Source organism: Dankookia sp. GCM10030260 (assembly GCF_042666655.1).
Classification (GTDB): Bacteria; Pseudomonadota; Alphaproteobacteria; order Acetobacterales; family Acetobacteraceae; genus Paracraurococcus.
Window position 1 is genome coordinate 143,296 of sequence record NZ_JBHTDE010000008.1, and the last position, 24,864, is coordinate 168,159.

The 24,864-nt window shown below is 73.5% G+C and carries 22 protein-coding genes and 2 tRNA genes; 10 read left to right on the forward strand and 14 right to left on the reverse strand.

The window, feature by feature from the left end; translation table 11 throughout:
• Positions 1-158 precede the first annotated feature (158 nt).
• A complete protein-coding gene (locus ACFQS7_RS22145) occupies positions 159-2,243 on the forward strand; it encodes a ComEC/Rec2 family competence protein (protein ID WP_380069311.1) in 2,085 nt (694 codons plus the stop codon).
• 56 nt (positions 2,244-2,299) lie between these two features.
• A complete protein-coding gene (locus ACFQS7_RS22150; RefSeq protein ID WP_380069312.1) occupies positions 2,300-2,986 on the forward strand; it encodes an NUDIX hydrolase in 687 nt (228 codons plus the stop codon).
• Positions 2,987-3,003: 17 nt separating this feature from the next.
• On the opposite strand, the gene lexA is transcribed toward ACFQS7_RS22150, so the two are convergent.
• The 10 genes from lexA to trpE form a co-directional block, all read right to left on the reverse strand.
• Positions 3,004-3,729: a transcriptional repressor LexA gene (gene lexA, locus ACFQS7_RS22155; RefSeq protein ID WP_380069313.1), complete on the reverse strand. Its 726-nt coding sequence runs from the start codon at positions 3,727-3,729 to the stop codon at positions 3,004-3,006.
• 121 nt (positions 3,730-3,850) lie between these two features.
• Positions 3,851-5,056, reverse strand: coding sequence for a gephyrin-like molybdotransferase Glp (glp, locus tag ACFQS7_RS22160; RefSeq protein ID WP_380069314.1), 1,206 nt, complete (start codon positions 5,054-5,056; stop codon positions 3,851-3,853).
• 64 nt (positions 5,057-5,120) lie between these two features.
• Positions 5,121-5,594, reverse strand: coding sequence for a cyclic pyranopterin monophosphate synthase MoaC (gene moaC / locus ACFQS7_RS22165; protein WP_380069315.1), 474 nt, complete (start codon positions 5,592-5,594; stop codon positions 5,121-5,123).
• A gap of 28 nt (positions 5,595-5,622) precedes the next feature.
• A complete protein-coding gene (trpC, locus tag ACFQS7_RS22170) occupies positions 5,623-6,453 on the reverse strand; it encodes an indole-3-glycerol phosphate synthase TrpC (RefSeq protein WP_380069316.1) in 831 nt (276 codons plus the stop codon).
• A gap of 28 nt (positions 6,454-6,481) precedes the next feature.
• Positions 6,482-7,492, reverse strand: a complete 1,011-nt coding sequence (gene trpD / locus ACFQS7_RS22175) for an anthranilate phosphoribosyltransferase (RefSeq protein WP_380069317.1) — start codon at positions 7,490-7,492, stop codon at positions 6,482-6,484.
• Complete coding sequence (locus tag ACFQS7_RS22180) at positions 7,489-8,076, reverse strand: anthranilate synthase component II (RefSeq protein ID WP_380069318.1); 588 nt, start codon at positions 8,074-8,076, stop codon at positions 7,489-7,491. The genes trpD and ACFQS7_RS22180 overlap by 4 nt, the downstream gene beginning before the upstream one ends.
• The gene (locus ACFQS7_RS22185) at positions 8,073-8,228 is read right to left on the reverse strand and encodes a hypothetical protein (RefSeq protein ID WP_380069319.1); all 156 of its coding nucleotides are present in this window, start codon (positions 8,226-8,228) and stop codon (positions 8,073-8,075) included. The genes ACFQS7_RS22180 and ACFQS7_RS22185 overlap by 4 nt, the downstream gene beginning before the upstream one ends.
• Before the next feature lie 235 nt (positions 8,229-8,463).
• A complete protein-coding gene (locus ACFQS7_RS22190) occupies positions 8,464-9,495 on the reverse strand; it encodes a hypothetical protein (RefSeq protein ID WP_380069320.1) in 1,032 nt (343 codons plus the stop codon).
• Positions 9,496-9,576: 81 nt separating this feature from the next.
• On the reverse strand, positions 9,577-10,443 hold the full coding sequence (locus ACFQS7_RS22195; protein ID WP_380069321.1) for an amidohydrolase family protein: 867 nt from the start codon (positions 10,441-10,443) through the stop codon (positions 9,577-9,579).
• Between the two features lie 72 nt (positions 10,444-10,515).
• Positions 10,516-12,018, reverse strand: a complete 1,503-nt coding sequence (trpE, locus tag ACFQS7_RS22200; protein ID WP_380069322.1) for an anthranilate synthase component I — start codon at positions 12,016-12,018, stop codon at positions 10,516-10,518.
• Positions 12,019-12,168: 150 nt separating this feature from the next.
• Between trpE and ACFQS7_RS22205 the strand changes: the two genes are divergently transcribed.
• A complete protein-coding gene (locus ACFQS7_RS22205) occupies positions 12,169-13,377 on the forward strand; it encodes an ABC transporter substrate-binding protein (RefSeq protein ID WP_380069323.1) in 1,209 nt (402 codons plus the stop codon).
• Positions 13,378-13,487: 110 nt separating this feature from the next.
• On the opposite strand, the gene ACFQS7_RS22210 is transcribed toward ACFQS7_RS22205, so the two are convergent.
• Positions 13,488-15,383, reverse strand: coding sequence for a peptidyl-prolyl cis-trans isomerase (locus tag ACFQS7_RS22210; RefSeq protein ID WP_380069324.1), 1,896 nt, complete (start codon positions 15,381-15,383; stop codon positions 13,488-13,490).
• A 114-nt stretch (positions 15,384-15,497) separates the two neighbouring features.
• On the opposite strand from ACFQS7_RS22210, the gene tpiA reads away from it, so the two are divergent.
• A complete protein-coding gene (gene tpiA / locus ACFQS7_RS22215) occupies positions 15,498-16,238 on the forward strand; it encodes a triose-phosphate isomerase (protein WP_380069390.1) in 741 nt (246 codons plus the stop codon).
• Between the two features lie 155 nt (positions 16,239-16,393).
• On the opposite strand, the gene ACFQS7_RS22220 is transcribed toward tpiA, so the two are convergent.
• Entirely contained in the window at positions 16,394-18,217 is a 1,824-nt protein-coding gene (locus ACFQS7_RS22220; RefSeq protein ID WP_380069325.1) for a response regulator, read from the reverse strand.
• Positions 18,218-18,637: 420 nt separating this feature from the next.
• Here ACFQS7_RS22220 and ACFQS7_RS22225 point away from each other — a divergent pair, with 420 nt between their 5' ends.
• A complete protein-coding gene (locus ACFQS7_RS22225) occupies positions 18,638-19,771 on the forward strand; it encodes an acetoin utilization protein AcuC (RefSeq protein ID WP_380069326.1) in 1,134 nt (377 codons plus the stop codon).
• A 352-nt stretch (positions 19,772-20,123) separates the two neighbouring features.
• Here the strand turns inward: ACFQS7_RS22225 and ACFQS7_RS22230 are convergent, their stop codons facing one another.
• Together ACFQS7_RS22230 and ACFQS7_RS22235 are read right to left on the reverse strand one after the other, a co-directional pair.
• A complete protein-coding gene (locus ACFQS7_RS22230; RefSeq protein WP_380069327.1) occupies positions 20,124-20,330 on the reverse strand; it encodes a hypothetical protein in 207 nt (68 codons plus the stop codon).
• A gap of 84 nt (positions 20,331-20,414) precedes the next feature.
• The gene (locus ACFQS7_RS22235; protein ID WP_380069328.1) at positions 20,415-21,308 is read right to left on the reverse strand and encodes an alpha/beta fold hydrolase; all 894 of its coding nucleotides are present in this window, start codon (positions 21,306-21,308) and stop codon (positions 20,415-20,417) included.
• Between the two features lie 77 nt (positions 21,309-21,385).
• On the opposite strand from ACFQS7_RS22235, the gene ACFQS7_RS22240 reads away from it, so the two are divergent.
• The 5 genes from ACFQS7_RS22240 to ACFQS7_RS22260 all read left to right on the forward strand — a co-directional run bounded on the left by ACFQS7_RS22240 (position 21,386) and on the right by ACFQS7_RS22260 (position 24,848).
• Positions 21,386-21,856 carry a DUF192 domain-containing protein gene (locus ACFQS7_RS22240; RefSeq protein ID WP_380069329.1) on the forward strand — a complete coding sequence of 157 codons (471 nt, stop codon included), beginning with the start codon at positions 21,386-21,388 and terminating at the stop codon, positions 21,854-21,856.
• Between the two features lie 157 nt (positions 21,857-22,013).
• A tRNA-Pro gene (locus ACFQS7_RS22245) sits at positions 22,014-22,087 on the forward strand.
• Positions 22,088-22,110: 23 nt separating this feature from the next.
• Complete coding sequence (locus ACFQS7_RS22250) at positions 22,111-22,431, forward strand: ETC complex I subunit (protein ID WP_380069330.1); 321 nt, start codon at positions 22,111-22,113, stop codon at positions 22,429-22,431.
• Between the two features lie 75 nt (positions 22,432-22,506).
• Positions 22,507-22,583 (forward strand) — tRNA-Arg (locus ACFQS7_RS22255).
• Between the two features lie 123 nt (positions 22,584-22,706).
• On the forward strand, positions 22,707-24,848 hold the full coding sequence (locus ACFQS7_RS22260; protein ID WP_380069331.1) for an ATP-binding protein: 2,142 nt from the start codon (positions 22,707-22,709) through the stop codon (positions 24,846-24,848).
• Positions 24,849-24,864 lie beyond the last annotated feature (16 nt).

Sequence of the window (24,864 nt, forward strand, 5' to 3'; positions counted from 1 at the left end):
TACGTCGTATCGATCACGTTTCGTCGATTAAATGGCGTATTGGGCGCTCAATATGCAGTTAATGGTTGAGTCGCCCGAGTCGCACCGCGTAAGCGACTCGGGTGTCAAATTCCATCGCACGGGCAGGCGTGGCGTGGCTCGGCCGAGGCTCCTCGGCCGTGGCCGGGTCGTTCGGCCTGCTGGCTGCCGAACGCGCGAGGCTGGCGCCCTGGCTGGCGGTGGCGCTCGGCGCCGGGGTGCTGCTGTACTTCGGCCTGCCGGCCGAGCCGCCCGAGGCGGCCATCTGGCTGGCGCCGCCCCTGCTTGCGCTGGCCGTCTGGACCGCGGCGCGCTGGCCCCTGCCGGGCTGGGCGCTGGGGCTGGTGGCCGCCGCCGCGCTGGGCTTCGCCGCCGCCACCTGGCAGGCCGGGCGGCAACCGCCGATGCCGGACCTGCCGCGCGGCGCCACGATCCTCGAGGCGCGCATCGCCGCGGTCGAGTTGCTGCCCGACGGCCGCCGGCTGACGCTGGAGGCACCACGGCTGGATGGCGGCGCGCCGCTCGCCCGGCATGTCCGCATCCGCCTGAAGCAGGACGACCCGGCCACGCCCCAGCCCGGCGACCTGATCCGGGTCCGCGCCCTGGTACGGGGCCCGGCCGCGCCCGCCTATCCGGGCGCCTGGGACTTCCAGCGCGCCGCCTGGTTCTCCGGCCTGGCGGGCAACGGATTCGCCATCGGCCGGGCCGAGGTGACGCCGGGCGGGGCGGCGCCGCCGTTGCTGGCCGGGCTCCGCACGACGATTGAGGCGCGCGTCACCACCGCCATCCCCGGTGCGGCCGGGGCGGTCGCCGCGGCGCTGCTGACCGGCGGGCAGAGCGCCATCCCGGCCGGTGACCTCGCCGCCATGCGGGACAGCGGGCTGGCGCATCTGCTCAGCGTCTCCGGCCTGCATATCGCCATCGTCATGGGATTGACCTTTGGGCTGCTGCGGCTGGGCTTGGCCCTGATCCCCTGGCTGGCGCTGCGGCTGCCGGGCAAGGCGCTGGCGGCGCTGGGCGCGCTCGGCGTGGGGGCGCTCTACCTGCTGCTGACCGGGGCCGCGGTGCCGATGCAGCGCAGCTTCGCCATGGCGGCCCTGGCGACGCTGGCCCTGCTGACCGGACGCCGCGCGCTGAGCCTGCGCGCCTGGGCGCTGGCCGCGGCGGCGGTGCTGCTGCTGCAGCCAGCCGCGCTGCTGGGCGCCAGCTTCCAGATGAGCTTCGCCGCGGTCCTGGCCCTGATCGCGGGATGGGAATGGCTGCGGCCGCGGCTGCCCCGGGCCGGCAGCGGCGCCTGGCGCCGGCGGCTGGCGCTGGCGGCCTTCGGGGTGGTGGCGACCTCGGTCTTGGCGGGGGCGGCCACCACGCCCTTCGGGCTGCACCATTTCGGCCGGCTGCAACTGTATGGGGTCGCCGCCAATGCCCTCGCGGTGCCGCTGACCTCGGCCCTGGTCATGCCGGCCGGCATGGCGGCGGCGGCGCTGATGCCCTTCGGCTGGGAGGACCTGGCGCTGGTGCCGATGGGCTGGGGGGTGGAGGGCATCCTCGCGGTCGCCCGTTGGGTCGCCGCCTGGCCGGGCGCGGCGCTGACGGTGCCGCCGATCCCGGCCTGGGGGCTTGGCGCCTGCGCTTTCGGCATGCTGTGGCTGTGCCTGTGGGGTGCCCGCTGGCGCCTGCTGGGGGTGCCGTTGATCGTGCTGGGAATGGGCAGCGGCGCCTGGCAGCGGCCGCCCGATATCCTGGTTTCGGCCGACGCCCGGCTGATCGGGCTGCGGGCCGGGGAGGGGCTGGCGCTGCAGCGGCTGTCCGGTGCCTCCGGCCTGACGCGGGACAGCTGGCTGCGGCTGTTCGGCACGGCGGCCGCGGCGGGCCTGCCGAAGACCGGAGAACTGGCCGACGGCAGGCTCGCCTGCACGGCCGGCGCCTGCACGCTGCGCACGGGGCCGGCGGCACCCGTGGCCGTGCTGCTGCGCGGCGCGCCGCCGGCCGAGGCCTGCGCCGGCGCCGCCCTGGTGGTCTCGGCCGAACCGGTGCGCGGGCGCTGCGCCGCCCAGGTGGTGGACCGCTTCGCGGTGTGGCGGAACGGCGCCCACGCCATATGGTTGGAGCCGGGCGGGGCGCGGGTGCTGAGCGACCGCGCCGCGCGGGGCACCCGCCCCTGGGTGCCGCCGGTGCCGGTGCCGCGCGGCACGCCCTCGCAGGATCCGCCGGCACCGGTCGAATAGGGGCAAGGCGGATGCAGCCGGACTATCGCGCGATGCCGGTCGGTCCGGACATCAGGGTGGATCTGCTCCCCGGCAGCGTCGCGGTGCCGGCCGGGCTGGAGCCGGCGATCGCCGCCGCCTGGGCGGCCGCGCAGGGCCGCGCCGGCGGCCGGCTGTTCGACGGCCGCGTGTTCTCCGTCAGCGAACTCGCGCCGGACCGCATCGCCGGGCAGCTGGTGGCCTACCGGCTGGTGGTGGCGGCCTATGCCGACCCTGGCCTGGCGGCCGCGCTGCGGCTGCGGCCGCTGTCGGTCTGCGGCGTGCTGCGGATGCCGGACGGCATCCTGTTCGGCCGCCGCCAGCGCGGCGCGACCTATGAGGCCGGGCTCTGGCAGACCCCGCCTGCCGGCAGCGTCGATGCAGGGGCCGTGGTCGGCAACCGGGTGGATGTGGTCGGGCAGCTGCGGGCCGAGCTGGCCGAGGAAGTCGGCCTCGATTGGGGGCGCATCACCGGGTGCCGCGCCGTCACGCTTGTCGAGCATGCGGCGACCGGGGTGCACGACCTGGCCTTCCTGCTCGACACGCCGGCCGGCTTCGCCGAGGTCGCCGCCCGCCACGCCGCCACCGGCTGCGGCGAGTACACCGAACTGCGGGCGGTGCCGGAGGCGGCGCTGGCCGGCTTCATCGCCGCCGCAGCCGGCCGGATGGTCCCGGCCGCGCCCCTGTTCCTGCGGGCGGCCGGGCTGTTGGCGGATGGCGCCTGACCCGGCGCCGCCGCCGGTCAGTACTTCCGCAGCAGCCCGATCAGCCGGCCCTGCACCCGCACGCGGTCCGGCCCGAAGATCCGCGTCTCGTAGCGCGGGTTGGCGGCTTCCAGCGCGATGGAATTGCCGCGGCGGCGCAGCCGCTTCAGCGTCACCTCGTTCTCGTCGACCAGCGCGACGACGATCGAGCCGTTCTCCGCGGTGTCGCCGCGGCGGATGATCACCGTGTCGCCGTCCAGGATGCCGGCCTCGACCATCGAATCGCCGGCGACCTCCAGCGCATAGTGCTCCCCGCCGCCGAGCAGGGTGGCCGGGACCTCGACGCTGTTGCCGGAATCCCGCAACGCCTCGATCGGCAGGCCGGCGGCGATGCGGCCATAGAGCGGCAGATGCACCGCCGCGGCCTCGGTCGATTTCGGCACGCCGGACGGGTTGGCGGCGAAATTGCCGCGGATGACGTTCGGCGCGAGGGCCGGGTCGCGCGGCGCGGCCGGCTGCGTCGTCTCCGCCGTCCGGCGCGGCGCCATGTTCTCCGGCAGGCGGATGACCTCGAGCGCCCGGGCGCGATGGGCGCGGCGGCGCAGGAAGCCGCGTTCCTCCAGCGCCGTGATCAGGCGGTGAATGCCCGATTTCGACTTCAGCTTCAGCGCCTCCTTCATTTCCTCGAAGGAGGGGGAGAAGCCGGTCTGGCGCAGATGCTTGTCGATGAAGATCAGCAGCTCGTGCTGCTTGCGCGTGAGCACCGTATCGCCTCCGTCCGCGGCCGCGCCCCTCCCGCGACGCGGGAACAAAGGGGCAACCGAGTCGGAGTGTTCTACGTAGGTTCTCCGCGTCGGGTCAAACGGTTTTCCATAGGATACGCATTCAAATTCCGAGATCGCCCAAGGGGATGACCTCCACCGCCGCGCCGGCGGGCAACGCCGGGGCGAGCGGCGCGCGCAGGATCAGCCCCTCCGCCCGCGACAGGACCTTCAGCATCGAACTGTCCTGCTGGGGGAAGGGCGTGGCAACAGGCTGCCCATCGGCGCCAGTGGCGAGGGTGGCGCGCAGATGGTCGAAGCGGCGGTCGTTCGCCGCCAGGGGCGCCCCGGCCAGGGCGCGGATGGTGCGAGGCGGCTCGCCCGGCAGGCCGGAAAGCCGCGCGATCGCCGGGATCAGGAACAGCACGGCGCAGACCATGGCGGAGACCGGGTTGCCGGGCAGCCCCAGCACCGGCGTGGCGCCGAGCCGGCCCCAGATCAGCGGTTTCCCCGGCCGCATGGCGATCTGCCAGAAATCCAGCGCGAAGCCCTGCGGCCCGAGCGCCGCCTGCACCAGGTCGTGGTCGCCGACGCTGGCGCCGCCGGTGGTCACCAGCATGTCGCAGGCCCGGGCGGCGACGGCGGCCGCGGCGATGGCCTCGCGGTCGTCCGGGGCGATCGGCAGCACCAGCGGGTCGCCGCCGCTGGCCCGCACCAGGGCGGCCAGGGCATGGGCGTTGCTGCTGACGATGCCCCCCTCGGGGATCGGGTCGCCGGGCAGGGCGATCTCGTCGCCGGTCGCCAGGATGCCGATGCGCGGCGCCCGGTGCACCGCCAGCCAGGCATGGTTGGCGGCGGCGGCCAGGCCGATGTCCCGCGCGGTGAGGCGCTTGCCGGCCGGCAGCAATTCCTCGCCCGTGGCGAAATCGAGGCCGCGGGCGCGGATCCAGCGGCCGGGACGGACGGTCTCGGTGACGCGGACCTGGCCATCCCCGGCTGCGGCATCCTCCTGCAGCAGGATGGCGTCGGCGCCGGGCGGGACGAAGGCACCGGTGAAGATGCGCACCGCCTCGCCCGGGCCGACCGTCCCGGCGAAGGGATGCCCGGCCGGGGCGACGCCGATGACCGTCAGGCGCGCGCCCTCCAGCGCCTCGGCGGCGCGGACGGCATAGCCGTCCATCGCGGAGACATCGGCCGGCGGCTGGGTGACGCGGGACCGGACCGGCCGGGCGAGGATGCGGTTCCAGCCCATTGCCAGCGGCACCGTCTCGGCCGGGGTCGCCGAAAGCCCCTCCAGGATCCGGCGGCGGGCTTCCTCGACCGAGATCATCGCATTTCCCCCGAACCCCTTGATCCTGCGGCATATCCCATGGCGCGGGCCGCGCCCGGTTTGGTCACTCCGCCTCGTAGGTGCCGGATTTCCCGCCCGATTTATGCACCAGGCGCACCGCCTCGATGCGCATGCCGCGGTCGATCGCCTTGCACATGTCGTAGACCGTCAACGCCGCCACCGTGACGGCGGTCAGCGCTTCCATCTCGACTCCGGTGCGCCCGCCAACCTTCACCAGAGCCTCGATTTCCACCGTGCCGGGCGGGACGGCGACCAGGTCGACCGTCACCTTCGACAGCATCAGCGGGTGGCAGAGCGGGATCAGGTCGCTGGTCCGCTTGGCCGCCATGATCCCGGCCAGACGGGCGACGCCGAGCACGTCGCCCTTGGCCGTCGTGCCTTCCTGGATGCGGGCCAGGGTGGCCGGGTCCATCACCACCCGGCCGCGCGCGACGGCGACGCGGTCGGTCTCGGCCTTGGCCGAGACGTCGACCATGACCGCCCGGCCATGCTCGTCGAAATGGGTGAGGCCACTCAATGGCTTGTGCCCCTGTTCTGCGATGCCGCTAGAGCGCGTGGACGAGCTGGTGCGCCGCTGCGGCGACATCGGTCTGGCGCATCATGTGTTCGCCCACCAGGATGCAGCGGGCACCGGCCGCGGCCATGCGGCGGACGTCGTCGGGCGTGCGGATGCCGCTCTCGGCGACCGGGATGCGGTCGGCCGGAACCTGCGGCACGAGCAGCTCCGATGTGGCAAGATCGGTCTGCAAGGTCTTGAGGTTGCGGTTGTTCACGCCGATCAGCCGGCTGTTCATCCCGAGCGCGCGGTCGAGCTCGCGCTGGTCGTGCACCTCGACCAGCACCGACATGTCGAGGCTGTGGGTCAGGTCCTCCAGCTCCTCGGCCTGCTCGTCGGTCAGCGCCGCCATGATCAGCAGGATGCAGTCGGCGCCCATCGCCCGGGCCTCGTAGACCTGCCAGGGGTGGACCATGAAATCCTTGCGCAGCACCGGCAGCGGGCAGGCGGCGCGGGCGAGCTTCAGGTGGTCCGTGGTACCCTGGAAATACGGCGTGTCGGTCAGCACCGAGAGGCAGGTGGCGCCGCCCGCGCAATAGGCCTCGGCCAGCTTGGCTGGCTCGAAGGGGTCGCGGATCAGCCCGCCGGAGGGCGAGGCGCGCTTGATCTCGGCGATCAGCCCGACCCTGCCATCGGCCACCGCCTCGCAGAGCGAGCGGACGAAGTCGCGCGGCTTGGGCGCATTGCGGGCCTGGCGCTCCATCTCGGCCAGCGGGGTGGCCGCGGCACGGCTCCGCACCTCCTCGTACTTGTCGGCGAGGATACGGGCGAGGACGTCGGGCACCTCGAGGTCGGGCGCGATGATATGGGGGGCGTTCATGGCTCGGCAGCGTGGCTGGGAATGGGGGTCATGGGGCGGTTGCCTCCTGCAGGCGGGCGAGTACGCCGGAAGCCGCCCCGCTGTCGATGGCCCGGGCCGCGACCGCCGCACCGGCGCGGAGATCGGCGGTCCGCCCGGCCACCACCAGGGCGGCCGCGGCGTTGAGCAGCACGATGTCACGGTAGGCCCCAGGCGCGCCCTGCAACAACGCGCGCAGGGCGGCGGCGTTCTCCGCCGGCTCGCCGCCGCGGATCGCCTCGGGCGGGGCGCGCTGCAGCCCGGCATCCTCCGGCGCCACCACGAATTCGCGGATCCGGCCGGAATCGAGGGCGACAACATGCGTCTCCCCCGACAGGGCGATCTCATCGAGCCCCTGGCCATGCACCACCCAGGCCGCCTCGGTGCCGAGCCGGGCCAGGGTCTCCGCCATCGGCCGCAGCCATTCGACGGCGAAGGCGCCGGTGAGCTGGCGCTTGACCCGCGCCGGGTTCGACAGCGGGCCGAGGATGTTGAACAGGGTCCGGGTGCCGAGCTCGACCCGCGGCCCGGCGGCGTGACGCATCGAGGCATGGTGCCGCGGCGCCCAGAGGAAGACCATGCCGGCCGCGGCCAGCACCGCTTCCAGCCGGTCGAGCGGCACGTCGAGGTTGACCCCGAGCGCCGCCAGCGCATCGGCCGCACCCGACCTTGAGGATAGCGCCCGGTTGCCGTGCTTGGCCACCGGCACGCCGCAGCCCGCGACCACCAGCGCCGTCGCGGTCGAGATGTTGAGGCTGCCCGAGCCGTCGCCGCCGGTGCCGACGATGTCGATGGCGCCGGGCGGTGCCTCGATCGCCGCCATCCGGGCCCGCATGGCGCGGACCGCGCCGGTGATCTCCGGCACCGTCTCGCCGCGCACCCGCATGGCCATCAGCAGGCCGGCGATCTGCGCGGGCGTCGCCTCGCCGGCCATGATGATGCCGAAGGCGGCCTCGGCCTCGCTCTCGGCCAGGCGCTCGCCGGCGGCGAGGCGGCCGAGGATCGGCTTCAGCGAGTTCACGCCGGCACCCTGGCCTTTGCCATGGTCAGGAAGTTCCGCAGCAGGTCATGGCCGTGCTGGGAGGCGATGCTCTCCGGGTGGAACTGCACCCCCCAGATCGGCAGGTCGCGGTGCGCCATGCCCATCACCAGCCCGTCCGCGGTCCAGGCGGTCGCTTCCAGCGCCGCCGGCAGGTCGTCCCGGCGCACCACCAGGGAATGGTAGCGGGTGGCGCGGAAGGGGTCGGGCAGGCCGGTGAACAGGTCCGTGCCGCGGTGGTGGATGTCCCAGACCTTGCCATGGACCGGTTCCGGCGCGCGGACCACGGTGCCGCCGAAAGCCTGGCCGATCGCCTGGTGGCCGAGGCAGACCCCCATCAACGGCACCCTGGCCGCTGCGGCGGCGCCGATGAGGGGCAGGCAGATGCCGGCCTCATTCGGCGTGCAGGGACCGGGCGAGAGCAGGATGGCGTCCGGCCGCATCGCCAGGGCTTCCTGGCTGGTGATGGCATCGTTGCGCCGCACCTCGATCTCCACGCCCAGGTCGCCCAGGAAGTGGTAGAGATTGAAGGTGAAACTGTCGTAATTGTCGATCAGCAGGATCATGACGCGGGACTCTCGGACCGGTGCGCGGCCGGGTCAAGCGCACGCTCGGCGGGCGTGCTGGGCGGTGCCGGGGGCTGCTGGGCCGGCCGGGGGAAGAGCGGCGGGCCGGAGGGTCCGCCGATCACGTCGAAGTCGAAATCGCTGCGCTGCATGCTGGCCTCCTGGTGGTCGGGGCCGTCACCGGGCCGGCTGCATTCGCGGGGATGTCCAGAGACGCGAAAGCCGCCAACGGGTGGCGGCTTCGGGGGTGTCTCTGCTGTGCGCGAGGTCCTCAGGCCGCCGGTGAATACCAGCGGTACCAAAATCGCGCGACGGGGGCTGTGTCCCTGGACATGCCGCGGACAGTAATCGGCGGCGCGGCGCCGGGCAAGGGCGTCTTCGCCCGCGTCAGCCCGGCCAGCGGCGGTGGAAGACCGTCAGGCCGGGGCCGCGGCCGAGGCAATCGACCCGGCCCGGCGCGGTGGCGGTGCAGTCCGGCGGGTTCAGCAAGGCGCCGCCGAGGCTCTCCCAGCCATTCCATTGCCGCCCGTCCCACCAGCGGTGGTAGAGGCCGGTCCCGCTGCCGCGGGCGAAGCAGTCCAGCCGGTTGGGCGCGGGGGCGGCACAGCTCGGCGCGTCGAAGATCAGCCCGCCGAGGCTTTCCCAGCCCCCCCAGGCGGTGCCGTCCCACCAGCGGTGCCACATCGCGCCATCGGTGCCGCGGCCGAAGCAGTCGATCCGGTTGGCCGCCCAGCTGACGCAGTCCGGCTGTTCCAGCAGGATGCCGCCGAGGCTTTCCCAGCCGCCCCACGCCGCACCGTCCCACCAGCGGTGGTAGATCGCCCCCTGGCCGCCGCGGGCGAAGCAGTCGATGCGGTTGACGCCCCAGGCGGTGCAGCTCGGCCGCTCGAAGATGATGCCGCCAAGGCTGGACCACGCCGCCCAGGCGGCGCCGGTCCAGGCGCGGTGCCACAGCGCGGCATCCGTGCCACGGCCGAAGCAGTCGATCCGGTCGGGCCCCCAGCTGACGCAATCCGGTGCATCGAGCAGGGTGCCGCCCAGATCCTCCCAGCCCTGCCACTGGGCGCCATCCCACCAGCGGCGCATCAGGCTGCCATCGGGGCCGCGGGCGAAGCAGTCGATGCGGTTGGGGCCCCAGCTGACGCAGCTCGGCGCTTCGAGCAGGACGCCGCCCAGATCCTCCCAGCCGGCCCAGGCCTGGCCGTCCCACCAGGCATGGTAGAGGATATTGGCGGTGCCGCGGGCGAAGCAGTCCAGCCGGTTGGGCCCCCAGCTGACGCAGCGGGGCTGGTCGAGCACCGGGCCGCCGAGGTCGGTCCAGCCGTCCCAGCCGCCCGCGGGCGTGTCGGCCCGGCCGGCAAGCGGCGCGGCGAGGAGCCAAGCAAGGATCAGGCACGCAAAGCTTGGCCGGCCGGACATGAACCGTCTCCCGTGGTGCCGGCAGGCTGCCACGGGAGAGGGAGTTGGCGTCTGTATCGCCGCGCACCGGCGGCGAGCGGCTCAGAACCCGTAGAGCCGCGCCGGATTGTCCACCAGGATCGCCTGCCGCTGGTCGTCCCGCGGCGCCCAGACGCCGAGCGCGTCCAGCAGCACGCCGTCGTCCGGCACCTCCTCGGGGCTGAGCAGGGAGGGATGCGGCCAGTCGGTGCCCCAGACGCAGCGGTCGGGCGCGGCGGCGATCATGGCCCGGGCCATCCCCGCCACGTCGGCATAGGGCGCGCCGGCGGCCGAGGACCGGTAGCCGCAGAGCTTGGCCCAGGCGCCCCGTTCCAGCAGCCGGATCATCGCCTGGAAGCCGGGACTGGCCATGCCGCCCTCGGCCGCCTTCACCCCGCCCATGTGGTCGATCACCACCGGGCAGGGCAGCCGCGCCAGCACGCCCTCCAGCGCCACCATCTCGGCGCTGTGGGCATAGAGCTGCAGGTGCCAGCCGAGGGTCGCCAGCCGCTCGCCCAGCGCTTCCAGCTGGTCCAGCGGCGTGCCGTTGCCGGAGACGGCGTTGAACCGCACCCCGCAGGCGCCGCGCGCCCCCATGGCCCGCAGCGCGGCCAAATCGAAGCTGTCGTCCACCACCACCACGGCCCGCGCCCGGTCGGCGCCCAGCGCCGCCACCGCATCCAGCGAGACGTCGTTGTCGGTGCCGTAGATGCTCGGCTGCACCACCACCGTCCGGGTCAGGCCAATGGTCGAGAGCATCTCCTGGTACATCGCGATGCTGGCCTCGGGCGGCGTGTAGCCGCGGCCGGGCGAGAGCGGGTAGCGGCCATAGGGGCCGAAGATGTGCATGTGGCAGTCGGTGGAATTCGGCGGCGCGGTCCAGCCGGGCTTGCCGGTGACGGCGCGCGGGCCGGGGCAGGGGCGGGTCATGGGCGGTGTCCTCCGTTGCCGGCATCGGGCCGCCTGCGTCGGCGGCTGTCAATGCCGGCGCGGCGGCGCCGTCTACTTCCGCCCGGCGGCGAAGCGCACCGCTTCCTCCGCCGCGCGGAACAGGGCGCGGGCCTTCTGCTTCGTCTCCTCGTATTCCGCCACCGGGTCGCTGTCGGCGACCACGCCGGCGCCGGCCTGCACATGCATCACCCCGTCTTTCACCAGCGCGGTGCGCAGGCCGATGCAGGTGTCCATGCCGCCATCGGCGCCGAAATAGCCGAAGCCGCCGGCATAGATCCCGCGCCGGGAGGGCTCCAGCTCCTCGATGATCTCCATCGCGCGGACCTTGGGCGCGCCGGTCAGCGTCCCGGCCGGGAAACCGCCCGCCAGCGCGTCGATCGCGGTCAGCCCGTCGCGCAGCCGGCCCTGCACCTCGGAGCCGATATGCATGACCTGGCTGTAGCGCTCGATCTGGAACTGGCTGGTCACCCTGACGCTGCCGATGGCCGCGACCCGGCCGACATCGTTGCGGCCGAGGTCGAGCAGCATCAGGTGCTCGGCCCGCTCCTTCGGGTCGGCCAGCAGCTCGACCTCCAGCGCCTTGTCTTCCTCGGGCGTCGCGCCGCGGCGGCGGGTGCCGGCCAGCGGGCGGACGGTGACCGTGCCGTCGCGCAGCTGCACCAGGATCTCCGGGCTGGCGCCGACCGCGGCGAAGCCGCCGAAGTCGAAGAAGAACAAATAGGGCGCCGGGTTGATCCGCCGCAGCGCGCGGTAGAGCGCGAAGGGCGGCAGCGCGAAGGGCACCGAGAAGCGCTGCGACGGCACCACCTGGAAGCAGTCGCCGGCGCGGATATACTCCTTCGCCGTCTCCACCGCGGCGACGAAGCTTTCGCGCGTGAAGTTGCTGGACGGCTCCGGCAGGGTCGGCAGGCTGACCGGCGCGGCCGGGCGGGGCAGCGGGCGGTCGAGCGCCGCCTCCGCCTCGTCGAGCCGCGCCTGGGCACTGTCCCAGGCGGCCTGCGGGTCGAGTCCCGGCAGCGGCCAGACCGTGGTGAAGAGGCTGAGCGCATCCCGCACGTGGTCGAACACGGCGACCAGGGTCGGCCGCATCAGCACCGCGTCCGGGATGCCGATGACGTCGGGGTTCTTCGCCGGCAGGCGCTCCATCAGCCGGACCATGTCGTAGCCGAGATAGCCGAACAGGCCGGTGGCGATCGGCGGCAGCCCGGCCGGCAGCGGCATCAGGTTGGCGGCGACCAGGGCGCGCAGGCTGTCGAGCGCCTCGCCCTCGGTGGGCTCGAAGGCATGCGGCGCGGCCAGGGCATGGCGGTTCAGCTCCGCCCGGCCGCCGCGGCAGCGCCAGATCAGGTCCGGCTCCATCCCGATGGCGGAATAGCGGCCGCGGGCGGCGCCGCCCTCGATGCTCTCGAGCAGGAAGCTGTTCGGCTTGCCATGCGCCAGCTTGAGAAAGGTGCCGACCGGCGTGTCGAGATCCGCCACCCGCTCGCGCCACAGCACCTGGCCATGCCCCGCGGCAAGACCGGCGCTGAAGCTGGCGAAATCGGGAAGCGGCATCGGCTGTGATCCTGTGCTGGGCGCCAAGGGCGCGTAGCGGTTCTAGCGAGTGCCGGATGATGTGGCGAGGACCGCGCGGCCGGGCCTAGGCTCATTCCCAGGCATGGTCGGTCGCCCGGCCCTGCCCAATGCAGCATGGGAGAATCGTTCATGACCTCGCGTCGCACGCTCCTCGGGGGCGCGGCTGCCGTAGCGCTCGCCGCGCCGCGCCTTGCCGCCGCGCAGGCCTCGCCCGGCGTCACCGCCGGCGAGATCCGCATCGGCAACACCATGTCCTACAGCGGCCCGGTCTCCAGCCTCGGCATCCAGGGCAAGACCATGGATGCCTGGTTCCGCAAGCTGAACGACGACGGCGGCATCGCCGGGCGGAAGATCAAGTTCCTGTCCTACGACGACGCCTACAGCCCGCCGAAGACGGTCGAGCAGGTGCGCCGGTTGGTCGAGCAGGACCAGGTCGCCTGCCTGTTCAGCAATCTCGGCACGCCGACCAACAGCGCGGTGCTGCGCTACACCAACCAGCGCAAGGTGCCGAACCTGTTCCCCTCCACCGGCGCCGACAAATGGAGCAACTACCAGGACTTCCCCTGGACCATGGGCTTCCCGCCGAGCTACCGGATCGAGGCGCAGCTCTATGCCAGGCATATCCTGGCGGCGCACCCGGGCGGCCGCATCGCCATCCTGCACCAGAACGACGATTTCGGCCGCGACTACGTCCATGGCGTGCGCGACGTGCTGGGGCCGAAATTCGAGGAAGCCACCAAGGTGCTCAGCTACGAGAGCACCGATCCCACCATCGACCAGCAGATCCTGTCGCTGCAGGGCAGCGGCTGCCAGGGGCTGGTGCTGGCGGTAACCGCCAAATTCGCCTCCATGGCCATCCGCAAGATGCACGAGATCGGCTGGAAGCCGACCACCTGCGTCCACTACGGCGCCAATTCGGTGGGGGTGGTGATCCAGCCGGCCGGGCTGGAGAAGGCGGTCGGGCTGACCACCGCGGCCTATCTGAAGGACCCGACCGACCCGGCCTGGGCACAGGATGCCGGCATGCTGGCCTGGCGCGCCTTCATGGCGAAGTACATGCCGGATGCCGACCTGACGGATGCCAATTCGGTCTACGGCTACACCGCGGCGCGGGCGATGGAGCAGGTGCTGCGGCAATGCGGCGCCGATGCCGGCCGGGAGAACATCATGCGGCAGGCGGCCAGCCTGAAGGACGTCGAGATCGCCACCCTGCTGCCGGGGATCAAGCTGAACTCCAGCCCGACCAACTACCGGCCGATCCGGCAGATGCAGCTGCAGCGCTTCAACGGCAAGACCTACGACCGGTTCGGCGCGCTGATGTCCGGCGAGGTGAGCTGAGCCAAGGCCGGGGAGAAGGCATTCTCCCCGGACCCCTCATCTGTTTTTCCGGGTTTGGCACCAGCCGCGCGGTGAGGGGGAGGCAATGCCTTCACCTCCCCGATCTTGCCTCAGGGCTGCGCCAGCACGTCCAGCATCCGCGGATTCAGCCGCACGTCCGACCGCGCCCGCAGCGCGCCGAGGAACTGCACGTCGATATCCTGCGCCATCGCCTGGGCGACCTCGCCGCGCAGCCGCTTGAGCCCGGCGGCATCGGCCTCCGGGTCGCCCGGGGTGATCGCCTGCACCTGGGCCACCGCGAAGCCGTCGCGGGTCTGCGCCATGGTGGTCTCGTGCAGCTTCAGCTCGAACAGCGGCGCCAGCAGCTCGCGCGGGACCGCCGCGCCCTGCTGCGGGTCGCGCCGCACCGCGCCCACTTCGCGCCAGCCCAGCCCGGCCGCCGTCGCGGCCTCGGCCAGCGGCTTGCCCTCCCGGGTCGCGGCCAGCAGCCCGGCGGCGCGGGCCTCCTGCGCCCGGCGCTTCGCGTCCTGCTCCCAGGCGGAGCGCACCTCCGGCTCCACCGTCTCGAAGGGGCGCAGCGCCGGCGGGGCGACGTCCTTGATCTCGACCGCGACGAAGCCCGCCTCGGTTTCCTGCAGCCGCGGCGCGGCGCCGCGCTCGGTGCCGAAGACGGCCTTCAGCAGCGGCGCGCGGGCGGCCTCGATCACCGGCAGCTCCACCGGCTTGCCCGCGGCATCCAGCCCGGCCGCATCGGCGCGGAAGCTGGCCAGGCCAAGCCCGAACTGCTTCGCCACCTCGGGCAGGGTCGCGCCGCCGGCCAGCGCGTCCTCGATCTTGTTGGCGCGCTCGAAGGCGATGTCGGCGGCCTTCTCCTGCGCCAGGTCGCGCTTCAGCTGGTCGTGAATCTCGGCCAGCGGCTTCTCCTGGCCGGCCTCGACCGTCTCGACCTTGAAGACATGCCAGCCGAAGGGGCTCTGCACCGGCGCGGTGACGCTCCCCTCGGGTGCGGCGAAGGCGGCCTCGGCCAGTTCGGCCACCGGCAGGCCGGCGCGCTCGACCTCGCCGAGCTCGATCGCCTCGCCGCCGGCGGCCTTGGCCTGGGCGGCGATCGCCTCGAGATCGGCGCCGGCGGTCCAGGCGGCGGAGATCTCGCGGGCCTTGGCCTCGTCCGGCACCAGGACCTGCGCGAGACGCCGCTTCTCCGGCGTGCCGAACTGGCCGCGCCGCGCGTCGTAGGCGGCGGCGATCTCGGCCTCGGTCACCTCGACCTCGCGCGACAGCAGCTCGGCGGTCAGCACCGCGACGGTGGCCTCCCGGTATTCGGGGGAGGAGAAGCGGTCCGGGTTGTTCTCGTGGAAGCGCTTCAGCTGCGCCTCCTCCGGCGCCGCCGGCTCGGCCGCCTGGTCGGTCGCCAGGGTCACCAGCGTGACGTCGCGCTGTTCCTCCAGCCAGCGCAGCAGCGGCTTGGCCAGCGCGTCCGGCCCGGCGACGCCGGAGCGCACCGCCATCGCCACCTGCTGCCGCGCCAGGTCGGCGCGGATCAGGTCGAGGAAGCGCGGCTCGGTCAGGTCGTTGGTGCGCAGGAAATTCTGGAACACCGCCTGGGAGAACTGGCCGTCGAGGCCGCGGAATCCCTCGATGCCGAAGACGAAGTCCCGCACCGCGGCATCCGGCACCGCGACCTGCAGGCGCTCCGTCTCGGCCCGCAGCACGCGGTCGAGCACGAGCTGGTCCACCGCCTGCTCGGCGATGGCGCGGCGGATGCGCGGGTCGTTCTCGAACTGGCTGCCGAGCTGGCGGGCGAGCCGCTGCATCTCCCGCCGCATGGCGGCCTGGCCCTCCTCCAGCGTCACCGGCTCGCCGGCGACGCGGGCGAGGGAGGTGTCGGGGGCGAAGAGGGTCCTCCCCACGTCACCGATGCCCCAGACGGCGAAGGAGAGGATGAGCAGGACGAACAGGCCCTTGGCGACCCAGGTCCCGGCGAGGCGGCGAAGTGCGGTGAGCATCGGTGTCCGTGCGCGGATTTGGCGGCTGCCATAGCGGAGAAGCCCCCGTGTTGCCAAACCGGGGCGCGGCGGATACGGGCTGGGCATGGAATGGAGGACGCCATGACGCCCGGAGTGCGCCCGCTGATCGCCGGCAATTGGAAGATGCACGGGACCCTGGCCGAGGCCGCCTCCCTGGCCGCCGCGGTGCGCGAGGGCGCGGCCCAGGTCAGGTCGCCCGGCGCCGAGCTGCTGGTCTGCCCGCCCTTTCCCTATCTGCACCTGGTCGCCAGCCAGGGCGGCCTGGCGGTCGGCGGGCAGGATTGCCACGCCGCCGCGAAGGGCGCCCATACCGGCGACGTCGCCGCCGCCATGCTGAAGGATGTCGGCGCCGGCTATGTCATCCTCGGCCATTCGGAACGCCGGGCCGACCATGCCGAGGCCGATGCCGCGGTGCGGGCCAAGGCCGAGGCGGCGCTGGCGGCGGGGCTGACCCCGATCGTGTGCGTCGGCGAGTCGGAGGCGCAGCGCCTGGCCGGCGAGGCCGAGCCGGTGGTCACCGGCCAGCTCGACGGCAGCCTGCCGGATGGGTTCGCGGCGGCCGGGGGCGTCGTGGCCTACGAGCCGGTCTGGGCGATCGGCACCGGCCGCACCCCGACCGAGCCCGACATCGCGGCCATCCATGCGGCGATCCGGGCGAACCTGGTCGGGCGCTTCGGGACTGCCGGCGGGGGCCTGCGCATCCTCTACGGCGGCTCGGTCAAGCCGGGCAATGCCAAGGCGATCCTGGCCCTGCCGCATGTCGACGGCGCGCTGGTCGGTGGCGCCAGCCTGGTCGCGGCGGACTTCCTGGCGATCGCCGCCGCAGCGGGCTAGGAAGCGGAGGCTTGGGCGGGCGACCTATTCCCTCCCCAGGCGCCAATCTCCCCGCGGCCTTCCCTTCCCGTGGGTCGAGACCTGCCGCGCGGCGGGTGCCGGCCCACGGCAATGGCGGAGGGGCCTGAGGGAGGATACGTCCTCCCTGGCCTGGCCTATTCCGCCCGCACCCCGGCAAGGCATTCGTCCGTCGCCCGCGCCAGCGCCGCCTGCTCGAAAGGCTTGGCAAGCCGCGGCAGGCCGTTGGCGGCCTCGCCCTCCAGCTCGGCATAGCCGGTGGCCAGCAGCACCGGCAGGCCGGGGCGCCGCCGGCGCAGCGCCTCGGCCAGTTGCAGGCCGGTCATCCCGGGCATGCCGTAGTCGGTGATCACCAGGTCGATCGCGTGGTTCGCCTCCACCCGCTCCAGCGCCTCGGCGCCCGAGGCTGCCTCGATCACCTGGTGGCCAAGATCCTCCAGCATCGCCGCGGTGCTCGCCAGCACCAGCGGGTCGTCGTCGACCAGCAGCAGCGTGCCGCGCCGGATGGGCGGCCGCGGCGCCGCCGCCGCATCGCGCGGCGCGTCCGCCGCCACCGCCGAGGCGCGCGGCAGCCAGAGCTCCGCCACCGTGCCGACGCCGAGCGTGCTGCGCAGCAGGAACCGCCCGCCTGATTGGGCCGCCAGCCCATGCACCATGGGCAGGCCGAGCCCGGTGCCCTTGCCCACCCCCTTGGTGGTGAAGAAGGGCTCCATCGCCTGGGCCAGCGTCGCCTCGTCCATGCCGGACCCGGCGTCGGTGACGCTGAGCACCACATAGGCGCCGGGCCGCAGCCCGCCGGCCTCGCCGGGCCCCACTTGGCATTCCGCCGCGGCGATGGCGATCTCGCCGCCCCCGGGCAGGGCGTCCCGTGCATTGGCCGCGAGGTTCAGCACGGCGAGCTCGAGCTGGTTGGCATCGGCGAAGACCGGCGGCAGGCCGGGCGGGAATTCGGTCCGCAGATGCACCGCCCCGCCGAGCGCCCCGCGCAGCAGCTCGGCCATGCCGCCGACCAGGGCGGGCAGCGCGACCGGCGCCGGGTTCAGCGATTGCCGGCGGCCGAAGGCCAGCAGCCGCTGGGTCAGCGCGGCGCCGCGCTGGGCACCCTGCAGCGCGTTGTCCACCAGCCGGGCGGCGCGGGCGTCGTCGGCCGGCAGGCGCTTGCGCAGCATCGCCAGGCTGCCGAGCACCGCGGTCAGCAGGTTGTTGAAGTCATGCGCGATCCCGCCGGTGAGCTGGCCGACCGCTTCCATCTTCTGCGCCTGGCGCAGCGAGGCCTCGGTGGCGCGGTGGCGGGCCATCTCCTCCCGCAGCCGGAGGTTCGTCGCATCCAGCTCCTGCGCCTGGCGGGCCAGGTCGAGCCGCAGGCGGAGATTGGCGGCGAAGTCGCCGCCCGCCCGCCAGGCGCTCGCCGAGACCGCGGTGAGGAAGACCAGGATCATCGCCGCCGCGCCGAAGCCGCGCTCGGTCCCTTCCAACGCGTAGCGGGCGACGAAGGGCAGGGCGGCCGGCAGGATGAAGGCCAGCAGGGTCGGCAGGTGGGCGTGGTGCAGCCCGGCCGCGCCGGCGCACATGCCGCCGACCAGGAAGACCCAGAACAGCTGCCGCGTTTCCGATTCCGGCCAGAGCCAGATCGCCCCGCCGCCCAGCACCAGCCCGGCGGCGAAGGCGCCGGCGGTGCCGATCAGGCCCCAGGCCCTGGCATGCGCCCGCGCCGCCGGGTCGCGCCGCCAGGCCAGGGTGGCGAGCAGCCGCAGCCCGGCGACCAGCAGCATGGCGGCAAGCCAGGCCAGCGCCCGGCGATCGCCCTCCGTACTGAGCAGGATCGCGGTCATCAGCGTGGCGTTCACCGCGGCGACCCCGGCGGCCATCGGCGTCTGGCGGAACAGGATCGAGACGCGCTCGGCCTCGAGTTCGATGTCGGCGTCCGGCGGCGCATGACCGGTCGGCCGGCCGCCGGTCATGCGCCGCCCTCCCGGTGCCTTGCCCGGTCGCCACATCCTCGCCCGCGTCCCGCAGGCCCTGCTGGCATCGGCCCGCCCTTCCACCCCCGGCTCCGGCTGCAATCAATACACTACCGGAGGTCTGCGGCGTCAGGACTTCGTTCGCCTCGACGCGGATTCTGTATCGGGGACGCCGGCGCTGCATGCGAGGGCGCCGCGGCGGTGGCACGGCCGGACAGGGCAGGCGTGCGGCGGCCAGGGGGCTGGGGCGCGGCGCCGGGACATCGGATCGGCCGTCGAGGCCGACCGTGCCGGCGGACGCCGATGCGGCTGCGGAGATGGGGGATCGGCCGATGGCGATGCCGGGCGCCTCCACGCCCGACTCCGGCAGCACCTGCCGTCCCGCTTGCGCCGGCGTCGGGGCGGCGCATATCGGGGGCGATGCTGTCCGCGACGCGCCGTGCCCCCATCCTGATCGGCTCGGAGATCTATCGCCGGTCTTCCTATGGGCCGAAACACCCGCTGGCGATCCCGCGCGTCTCGACCGCACTCGACCTGATCGCGGCGATGGGCTGGATGCCGCCGGGCGGCTGGGTGCCGGCGCCGCTGGCCACGCCGGACCAGCTCGCCCGCTTCCACCACCGCGACTACATCGCCGCGCTGCAGCGGGCCGAGGCGACGCAGCTTGTCGACCCGGCGGACAAGGCCCGCTTCCACATCGGCGCGCATGGCAACCCGGTGTACCGCGAGGTCTTCTCCCGCCCCGCCACCTCGGCCGGCGGCTGCATGCTGGCGGCGCGGCTGACCGAGCATGGCGGCGTGGTGCATTGCCCGGGCGGCGGCACGCATCACGGCCGGCCGGACCGCGCCAGCGGCTTCTGCTACCTGAACGACCCGGTGCTCGGCCTGCTGAGCTGGCTGGACCAGGGGCTGGACAACGTCCTCTACATCGACATCGACGCGCATCACGGCGACGGCGTGCAGGACGCCTTCCACGACGATCCCAGGGTCTTCACGCTGAGCCTGCACGAGGCCGAACGCTGGCCCTTCACGGGGGCAGCCGACGACCGCGCCGGCGGCCATGCCCGCAACCTGCCGGTCCCGGCCGGCTTCCACGATGCCGAGATGCTCTGGCTGCTGCACGAGGCGATCCTCCCGGTGGTGCGGCATCTGCGGCCGCAGGCGATCATGCTGCAGGCCGGTGCGGATGCGTTGGAGGAGGACCCGCTGTCGCGGCTCGCGCTGTCCAACAACGCCCATTGGGGCGTGGTGCGGGCGTTGATGGGGGCGGCGCCGCGGCTGATCGTGCTGGGCGGCGGCGGCTACAACCCCTGGTCCGTCGGGCGTTGCTGGGCCGGTATCTGGGCCACGCTGAACGGGATCGAGATCCCCGAGCGGGTGACCCCCGCGGCCGAGCGGGTGCTGCGCGACCTGACCTTCCACCGGGCGGCCGGGCGCAACCCGCCGGAGCACTGGTTCACCACGCTGCGCGACGCGCCGCGCCGCGGGGTGGTGCGGGCGGCGGTGCAGCGGCTGGCCGCCGCGACGCTGCGTGGCCTGCCCGCGGCGGGATGACCCTTTGGGCTTGCGGGCAAGGCCGGGGCGGGGAGCGTGTTCCCTCCCCAGGCCCCGCCCTTCCTTGCGGGGGCCGGTGCCCGCCGCACGACGGGTAACCGGCCGACGAGGATGGAGGAGGGGCGTGGGGAGGATGCCTCCTCCCTGGCCTTGCCTTGTGCCGCCGTTGTCTGCGGATCGTCCCGCAAGGCTACCGGCGCAAGCCGGGCGATCCGCGTCAGGTCCAGCACGCAGGCCAGGGGCCAGGACGATCAGCATTGCCCGGAGCAATTAGGAGATTGGGAACGGCTGGACATGGATCCGCTCCATCCCAGCCGGGTGCGGGGCGTTCAGTCGGCCATGCAGCACGGCCTTAAATCAGGAAGAAGCCGGTGCTGTTGACCAGGAGGGGCAGGCTGGATTGCCGGAGCCGCAGGAAGCGGATCGCCTGGCCGCCCAGGACCGTTCGTATGGTAGGGAGGTTGCCGGAACAGGCCGCATGCGGCGGGCCTGGGCGAACATAAAGCCTGCGCCTTATTCCGATACGAAAATCGTGCGGCGCCTGATGGAGGGTCGCCATTCCGACTCTCATTGACAATTCACAAGACTGCGCAGCCGCTTTCGCCTGGCGGAAACGCGGGCCGGATGGTCGGCCTCGCCTGCGTCAAGCCGCCGGCAGGTCGAGGATGCAGCGGGCGAAGGCCTCCGGCGCCTCCTGCGGCGGATTGTGCCCGACGCGGGGGATCACCCGCCGCTCGTAGAAGCCCGAGAAATACCGCGCATGGCCGGCCGAGCCTTCGACCGGCCCGACCCCGTCCGAGGCGCCATGCGGCGCGATGGTCGGCACCGCGATGCGCGGCTGGGCGGCCAGCGCCGCCTCGATCGCCTCCAGCGCCGGGTCGCCCGCGGCATAGCCGAAGCGGTGGCGGTAGGACTGGATCACCACATCCACGAAATCCGGGTTGTCGAAGGCCGCGGCGCTGGCGGCGAAGGTGGCGTCGTCGAAGGCCCAGTCCGGCGACCAGAGCCGCCAGAGCAGCCGGGCGATCCCGGCGCGGTCGGCCTCCAGCCCGGCCCGGCCGCGCGCGGTGTGGAAGTAGTACTGGTACCAGTGGCGGTGTTCCTGCTCCGGCGCCGCCGGGCGGGTGGACCCTGCGATGTCCTGGATGTTGTAGCCGGTGCAGGAGACCAGCCCGGCGCAGCGCTCCGGCCAGAGCGCCGCCACGATGCAGGCGGCCCGGCCGCCCCAGTCGTAGCCGGCCAGCACCGCGCGCGGGATCGCCAGCGCGTCCAGCAGGTCGAGCAGGTCCTTCCCCAACGCCGCCTGCTGGCCGGAGCGCGGCGTGTCCGGCGCCAGGAACCGCGTCGGCCCATAGCCGCGGAGGTAGGGCACGATCACCCGCCGCCCGGCCGCGGCCAGCGGCGGCACCACCGCGTCGTAGCCCTGTGGCGCATAGGGGAAGCCGTGCAGCAGGACCACCGGCGGGCCGCCGGGCGGGCCGTGCTCGGCATAGGCGATCTCGAGGGTCGGGGTGCGGGCGGTGCGAAGCTCGGTCATGGCCGCAGCATGCCGCCGGGCACGGCCGGCCGGGAAGGGGGCGTTGGCCGGGCCTGCCGCGGGTGGCATGCTGCGGCATGCTCCGACGCTCCCTCCTCGCTTTCGCCGGCCTGATGGCCGCCCGCCCCGGCCTCGCCCAGACCGGCCCGCAGCCGACCCTGCCGCAGGAGCCGCTGGTCATCCTCACCCGCGACGGCACGCGGCATGAGTTCAGGGTCGAGATGGCGCTGTCGCCCGACCAGCAGACGGTCGGGCTGATGTTCCGGCCTTCCGTCGCCCCGGATGGCGGCATGCTGTTCGACTGGGGCAGCCCGCGCGAATCGGCGATGTGGATGCGCAACACGATCACCGCGCTCGACATGGTCTTCATCACCGCCGACGGCCATGTCCACCGCATCGCTGAGCGCACCGTGCCCTATTCCCTGGCCAGCATCGAAAGCCGCGGCCCGGTGCGGGCGACCCTGGAACTCGCGGCCGGGACGGCGGAGCGGCTTGGCCTGCGGGTCGGCGACCGGGTGCTGCAACGGATCTTCGGCAACGCGCCCTGAGGCCGCCGATGGCCGTCGCGCCGCTTGGCGCAACGGTCTGGACCGGCGGCCCGGAGCGGGGACCGGCCTCCCCGCCGGGGACAAATCCGCGCCGGAACGGGATCGGCCGGCGCATCCCCATTGCCCCGGCGCGTCCGGGCCCATAGGTTGCGCCCGGCGGGGCGTGGCGCAGTCTGGTAGCGCATCTGCTTTGGGAGCAGAGGGTCGGAGGTTCGAATCCTCTCGCCCCGATACTTGCCTTGGGGATCACATCGATGGCTGGCCCGACCGAGACCGTCCGCATCTACATGCCGCCACGCAGCGCCATGCAGTCAGGCCGCGGCAAGACCCAGGACTGGGTGCTGGAATTCGCCCCGGGCGAGCGGCAACGGCTCGACCCGCTGATGGGCTGGTCCGGCTCGGGCGACACCAACGGCCAGGTCCGCCTGCGCTTCCCGACGCGGGAGGAGGCGGTGGCCTATGCCGAGGCCCGCGGCCTGCGCTACGAGGTCGAGGAGCCCAAGCCGATCCGGATCAAGGCCAAGGTCTACGCCGACAACTTCCGCTTCGGCCGCACCGAGAACTGGACACACTGATTTTCGCCGCTGCACGAAGCCGTCATACCGTCGCGGCGCTGCCGTGACCTTCGCACAGCGGCGCTGCAAGGCGCGGCGCCCGTAGCTCAGCTGGATAGAGCACGCGCCTTCTAAGCGTGTGGTCGCAGGTTCAAGTCCTGCCGGGCGCGCCAGCTTTCCTCCTCGATGACGCCTTCATGGCGAGTTGGGAGATTTCCCGGGCCGTTCAATCGGCAGTAGGATCGCGGTTCCTCCCGGACGCGATCTCGCGCGCCCGGCAAACCCTCCCAGGACGCATGGACTCCACGCCACCCCGCCTCGAGGACCCCGCCGCGCCGTGGCGTGCGGGTCGCCGCCGCGGGGCGGCCGTCCTGGTGGTCGCCCTCGGCCTCATCTGGTCGGCGACCGCCGTGCTGCTGGCACAGGGCCGGGCGGCGGCGGTCGACGCCGCCCTCACCTTGGCCCAGGCGCAGTCCACCACTGCCGCGCAGACCCTGCTGCGCTCCTTCGAGGCGGTGAACAGCCTGCATGACCTGGTCCGCATCCGCCAGGCGTTGTTGCGGGTGGACGACATCCCCGGCACCGCGGCGATCGAGGCCCTGCTGACCGCGACCGCCCGGGAAGGCCGTTTCGGCGTGGTCCAGGTCGCCATCATCGGCCGGGACGGGGTGCAGAGCTGGGGCTCGCAGCCCGGCGCCGTCGGCACCAACCTGGCCGACCGCGACCATTTCCGCATCCACGCCTCCGGCGGGGAACTCGGCCTCGCGGTCAGCCGGCCGCTGATCGGCCGCACCACCGGGCGCTGGTCGGTGCAGGTGACCCGGCCGCTGGAAGCGCCCGACGGCGGCTTCGACGGGGTTATGGTCGTCTCGCTCGACCCGATCACCCTGTCGGGCGAGCTGCAGGCGCAGCTGGACGGCCCTGGGCGCATGGTGGTGGTCCGCCGGCTGCAGGACGGCGCCCTCGTCGCCCGCGGGCGCGACCCGGCGGGCAATCTCGGGCGCGAGCCCAGCCCGGACCATGCCGTCATCGCCGCCGCCCGGGCCGCGCCGGCCGGACGGCTGACCTATGCCAGCAGCCGCGACCGCCGGCGCCTGCTGTCCGGCTACCAAGTGCCGCGCGGCCTGCCGCTGGTCGTCACCGCGGTGTTCGAGGAGGAACGGGAACTGGCGGGCTGGCGGCAGCAGCGCCTGGCCATCCTGGCCGGTGCGGTGGCGCTGTCGCTCGCCACGCTGACCCTGTTCGGCATCTGGGTGGCCCGCCGGCGGATCCGCCGCGAACAGCAGCGGCTGGCGCGCGAGCGGATCGAGGCCGCCGAGGCCCTGGCGCGGCAGCGGGCGGAGATCCTCGCCGTCATGGCGCACGAGATCCGCACGCCGCTGACCGGGGTGCTCGGCTTCGGCGAGTTGCTGGCCGCCGCGCCCCTGCCGCCCGAGCAGCACCGCCATGCCGAGGTGGTGGTGGAGACCGGCCGGGTGCTGCTCTCGGTGGTGAACGATATCCTCGACATGGCCAAGATCGAGGCCGGCCGGGTCAGCATCGAGCTGCAGCCCTTCCAGCTGGGCGAGATGCTGCGGCAGTCGCTGGCGCTCAGCCGGGCCCTGGCCGGGGAGAAGGGGCTGCGGATCACGCTGGAGGCCGATGCCGCCCTGCCGCCCTGGGTCGCCGGGGACGCCACCCGCATCCGCCAGGTGGTCGGCAACCTGCTGTCGAATGCGGTGAAGTTCACCGAGCGCGGCAGCGTCATGCTGCGCGCCCGGGCGTCCGGCCCGGCCAAGGCCGGCATGGTCCGGCTGCGGGTCGAGGTGGAGGATACCGGCATCGGCATTCCGCCCGAGGCGCAGGCGCGGCTGTTCGAGATGTTCGCGCAGACCGAGGGCGGCCGGCGCTTCGGCGGCACCGGCCTCGGCCTGGCGATCTGCCGCCGGCTGGTGGAGGCGATGGGCGGCAGCATCGGCGTCGTCTCCCAGCCCGGCCGCGGCAGCGTCTTCTGGTTCGAGCTGCCGATGCAACTGGCCGCCGCGCCGGAGCGGGTGGAGGGTTCGGCGGTGCGGGATGGCCCGGCGCTGGACATCCTGGTGGCCGACGACGTGGCGACCAACCGCACCCTGATCCGCGCCTACCTGGTCGGCGCCGGCCATCGGGTGACCCTGGCCGAGGACGGGATCGAGGCGGTGGCGGCGGCGCAGGAACGGCGGTTCGACGCCATCCTGATGGATGTGAACATGCCCGGCCTGGACGGCACCGAGGCGACCCGGCGGCTGCGGCTGGAGCAGGGGCCGAATGCGCGGACGCCGATCATCGCGCTGACCGCCGGCACCTCCCGCGAGGAGCGGGAGCGGGTGCAGCAGGCCGGGATGACGCTGCATCTGGCCAAGCCGGTCAGCCGGGTGGCCTTGCTGCAGGCCCTGCAGCGGGTGGCGGCGCCGGCGGTCTAGGAACAGGCCAGGGAGG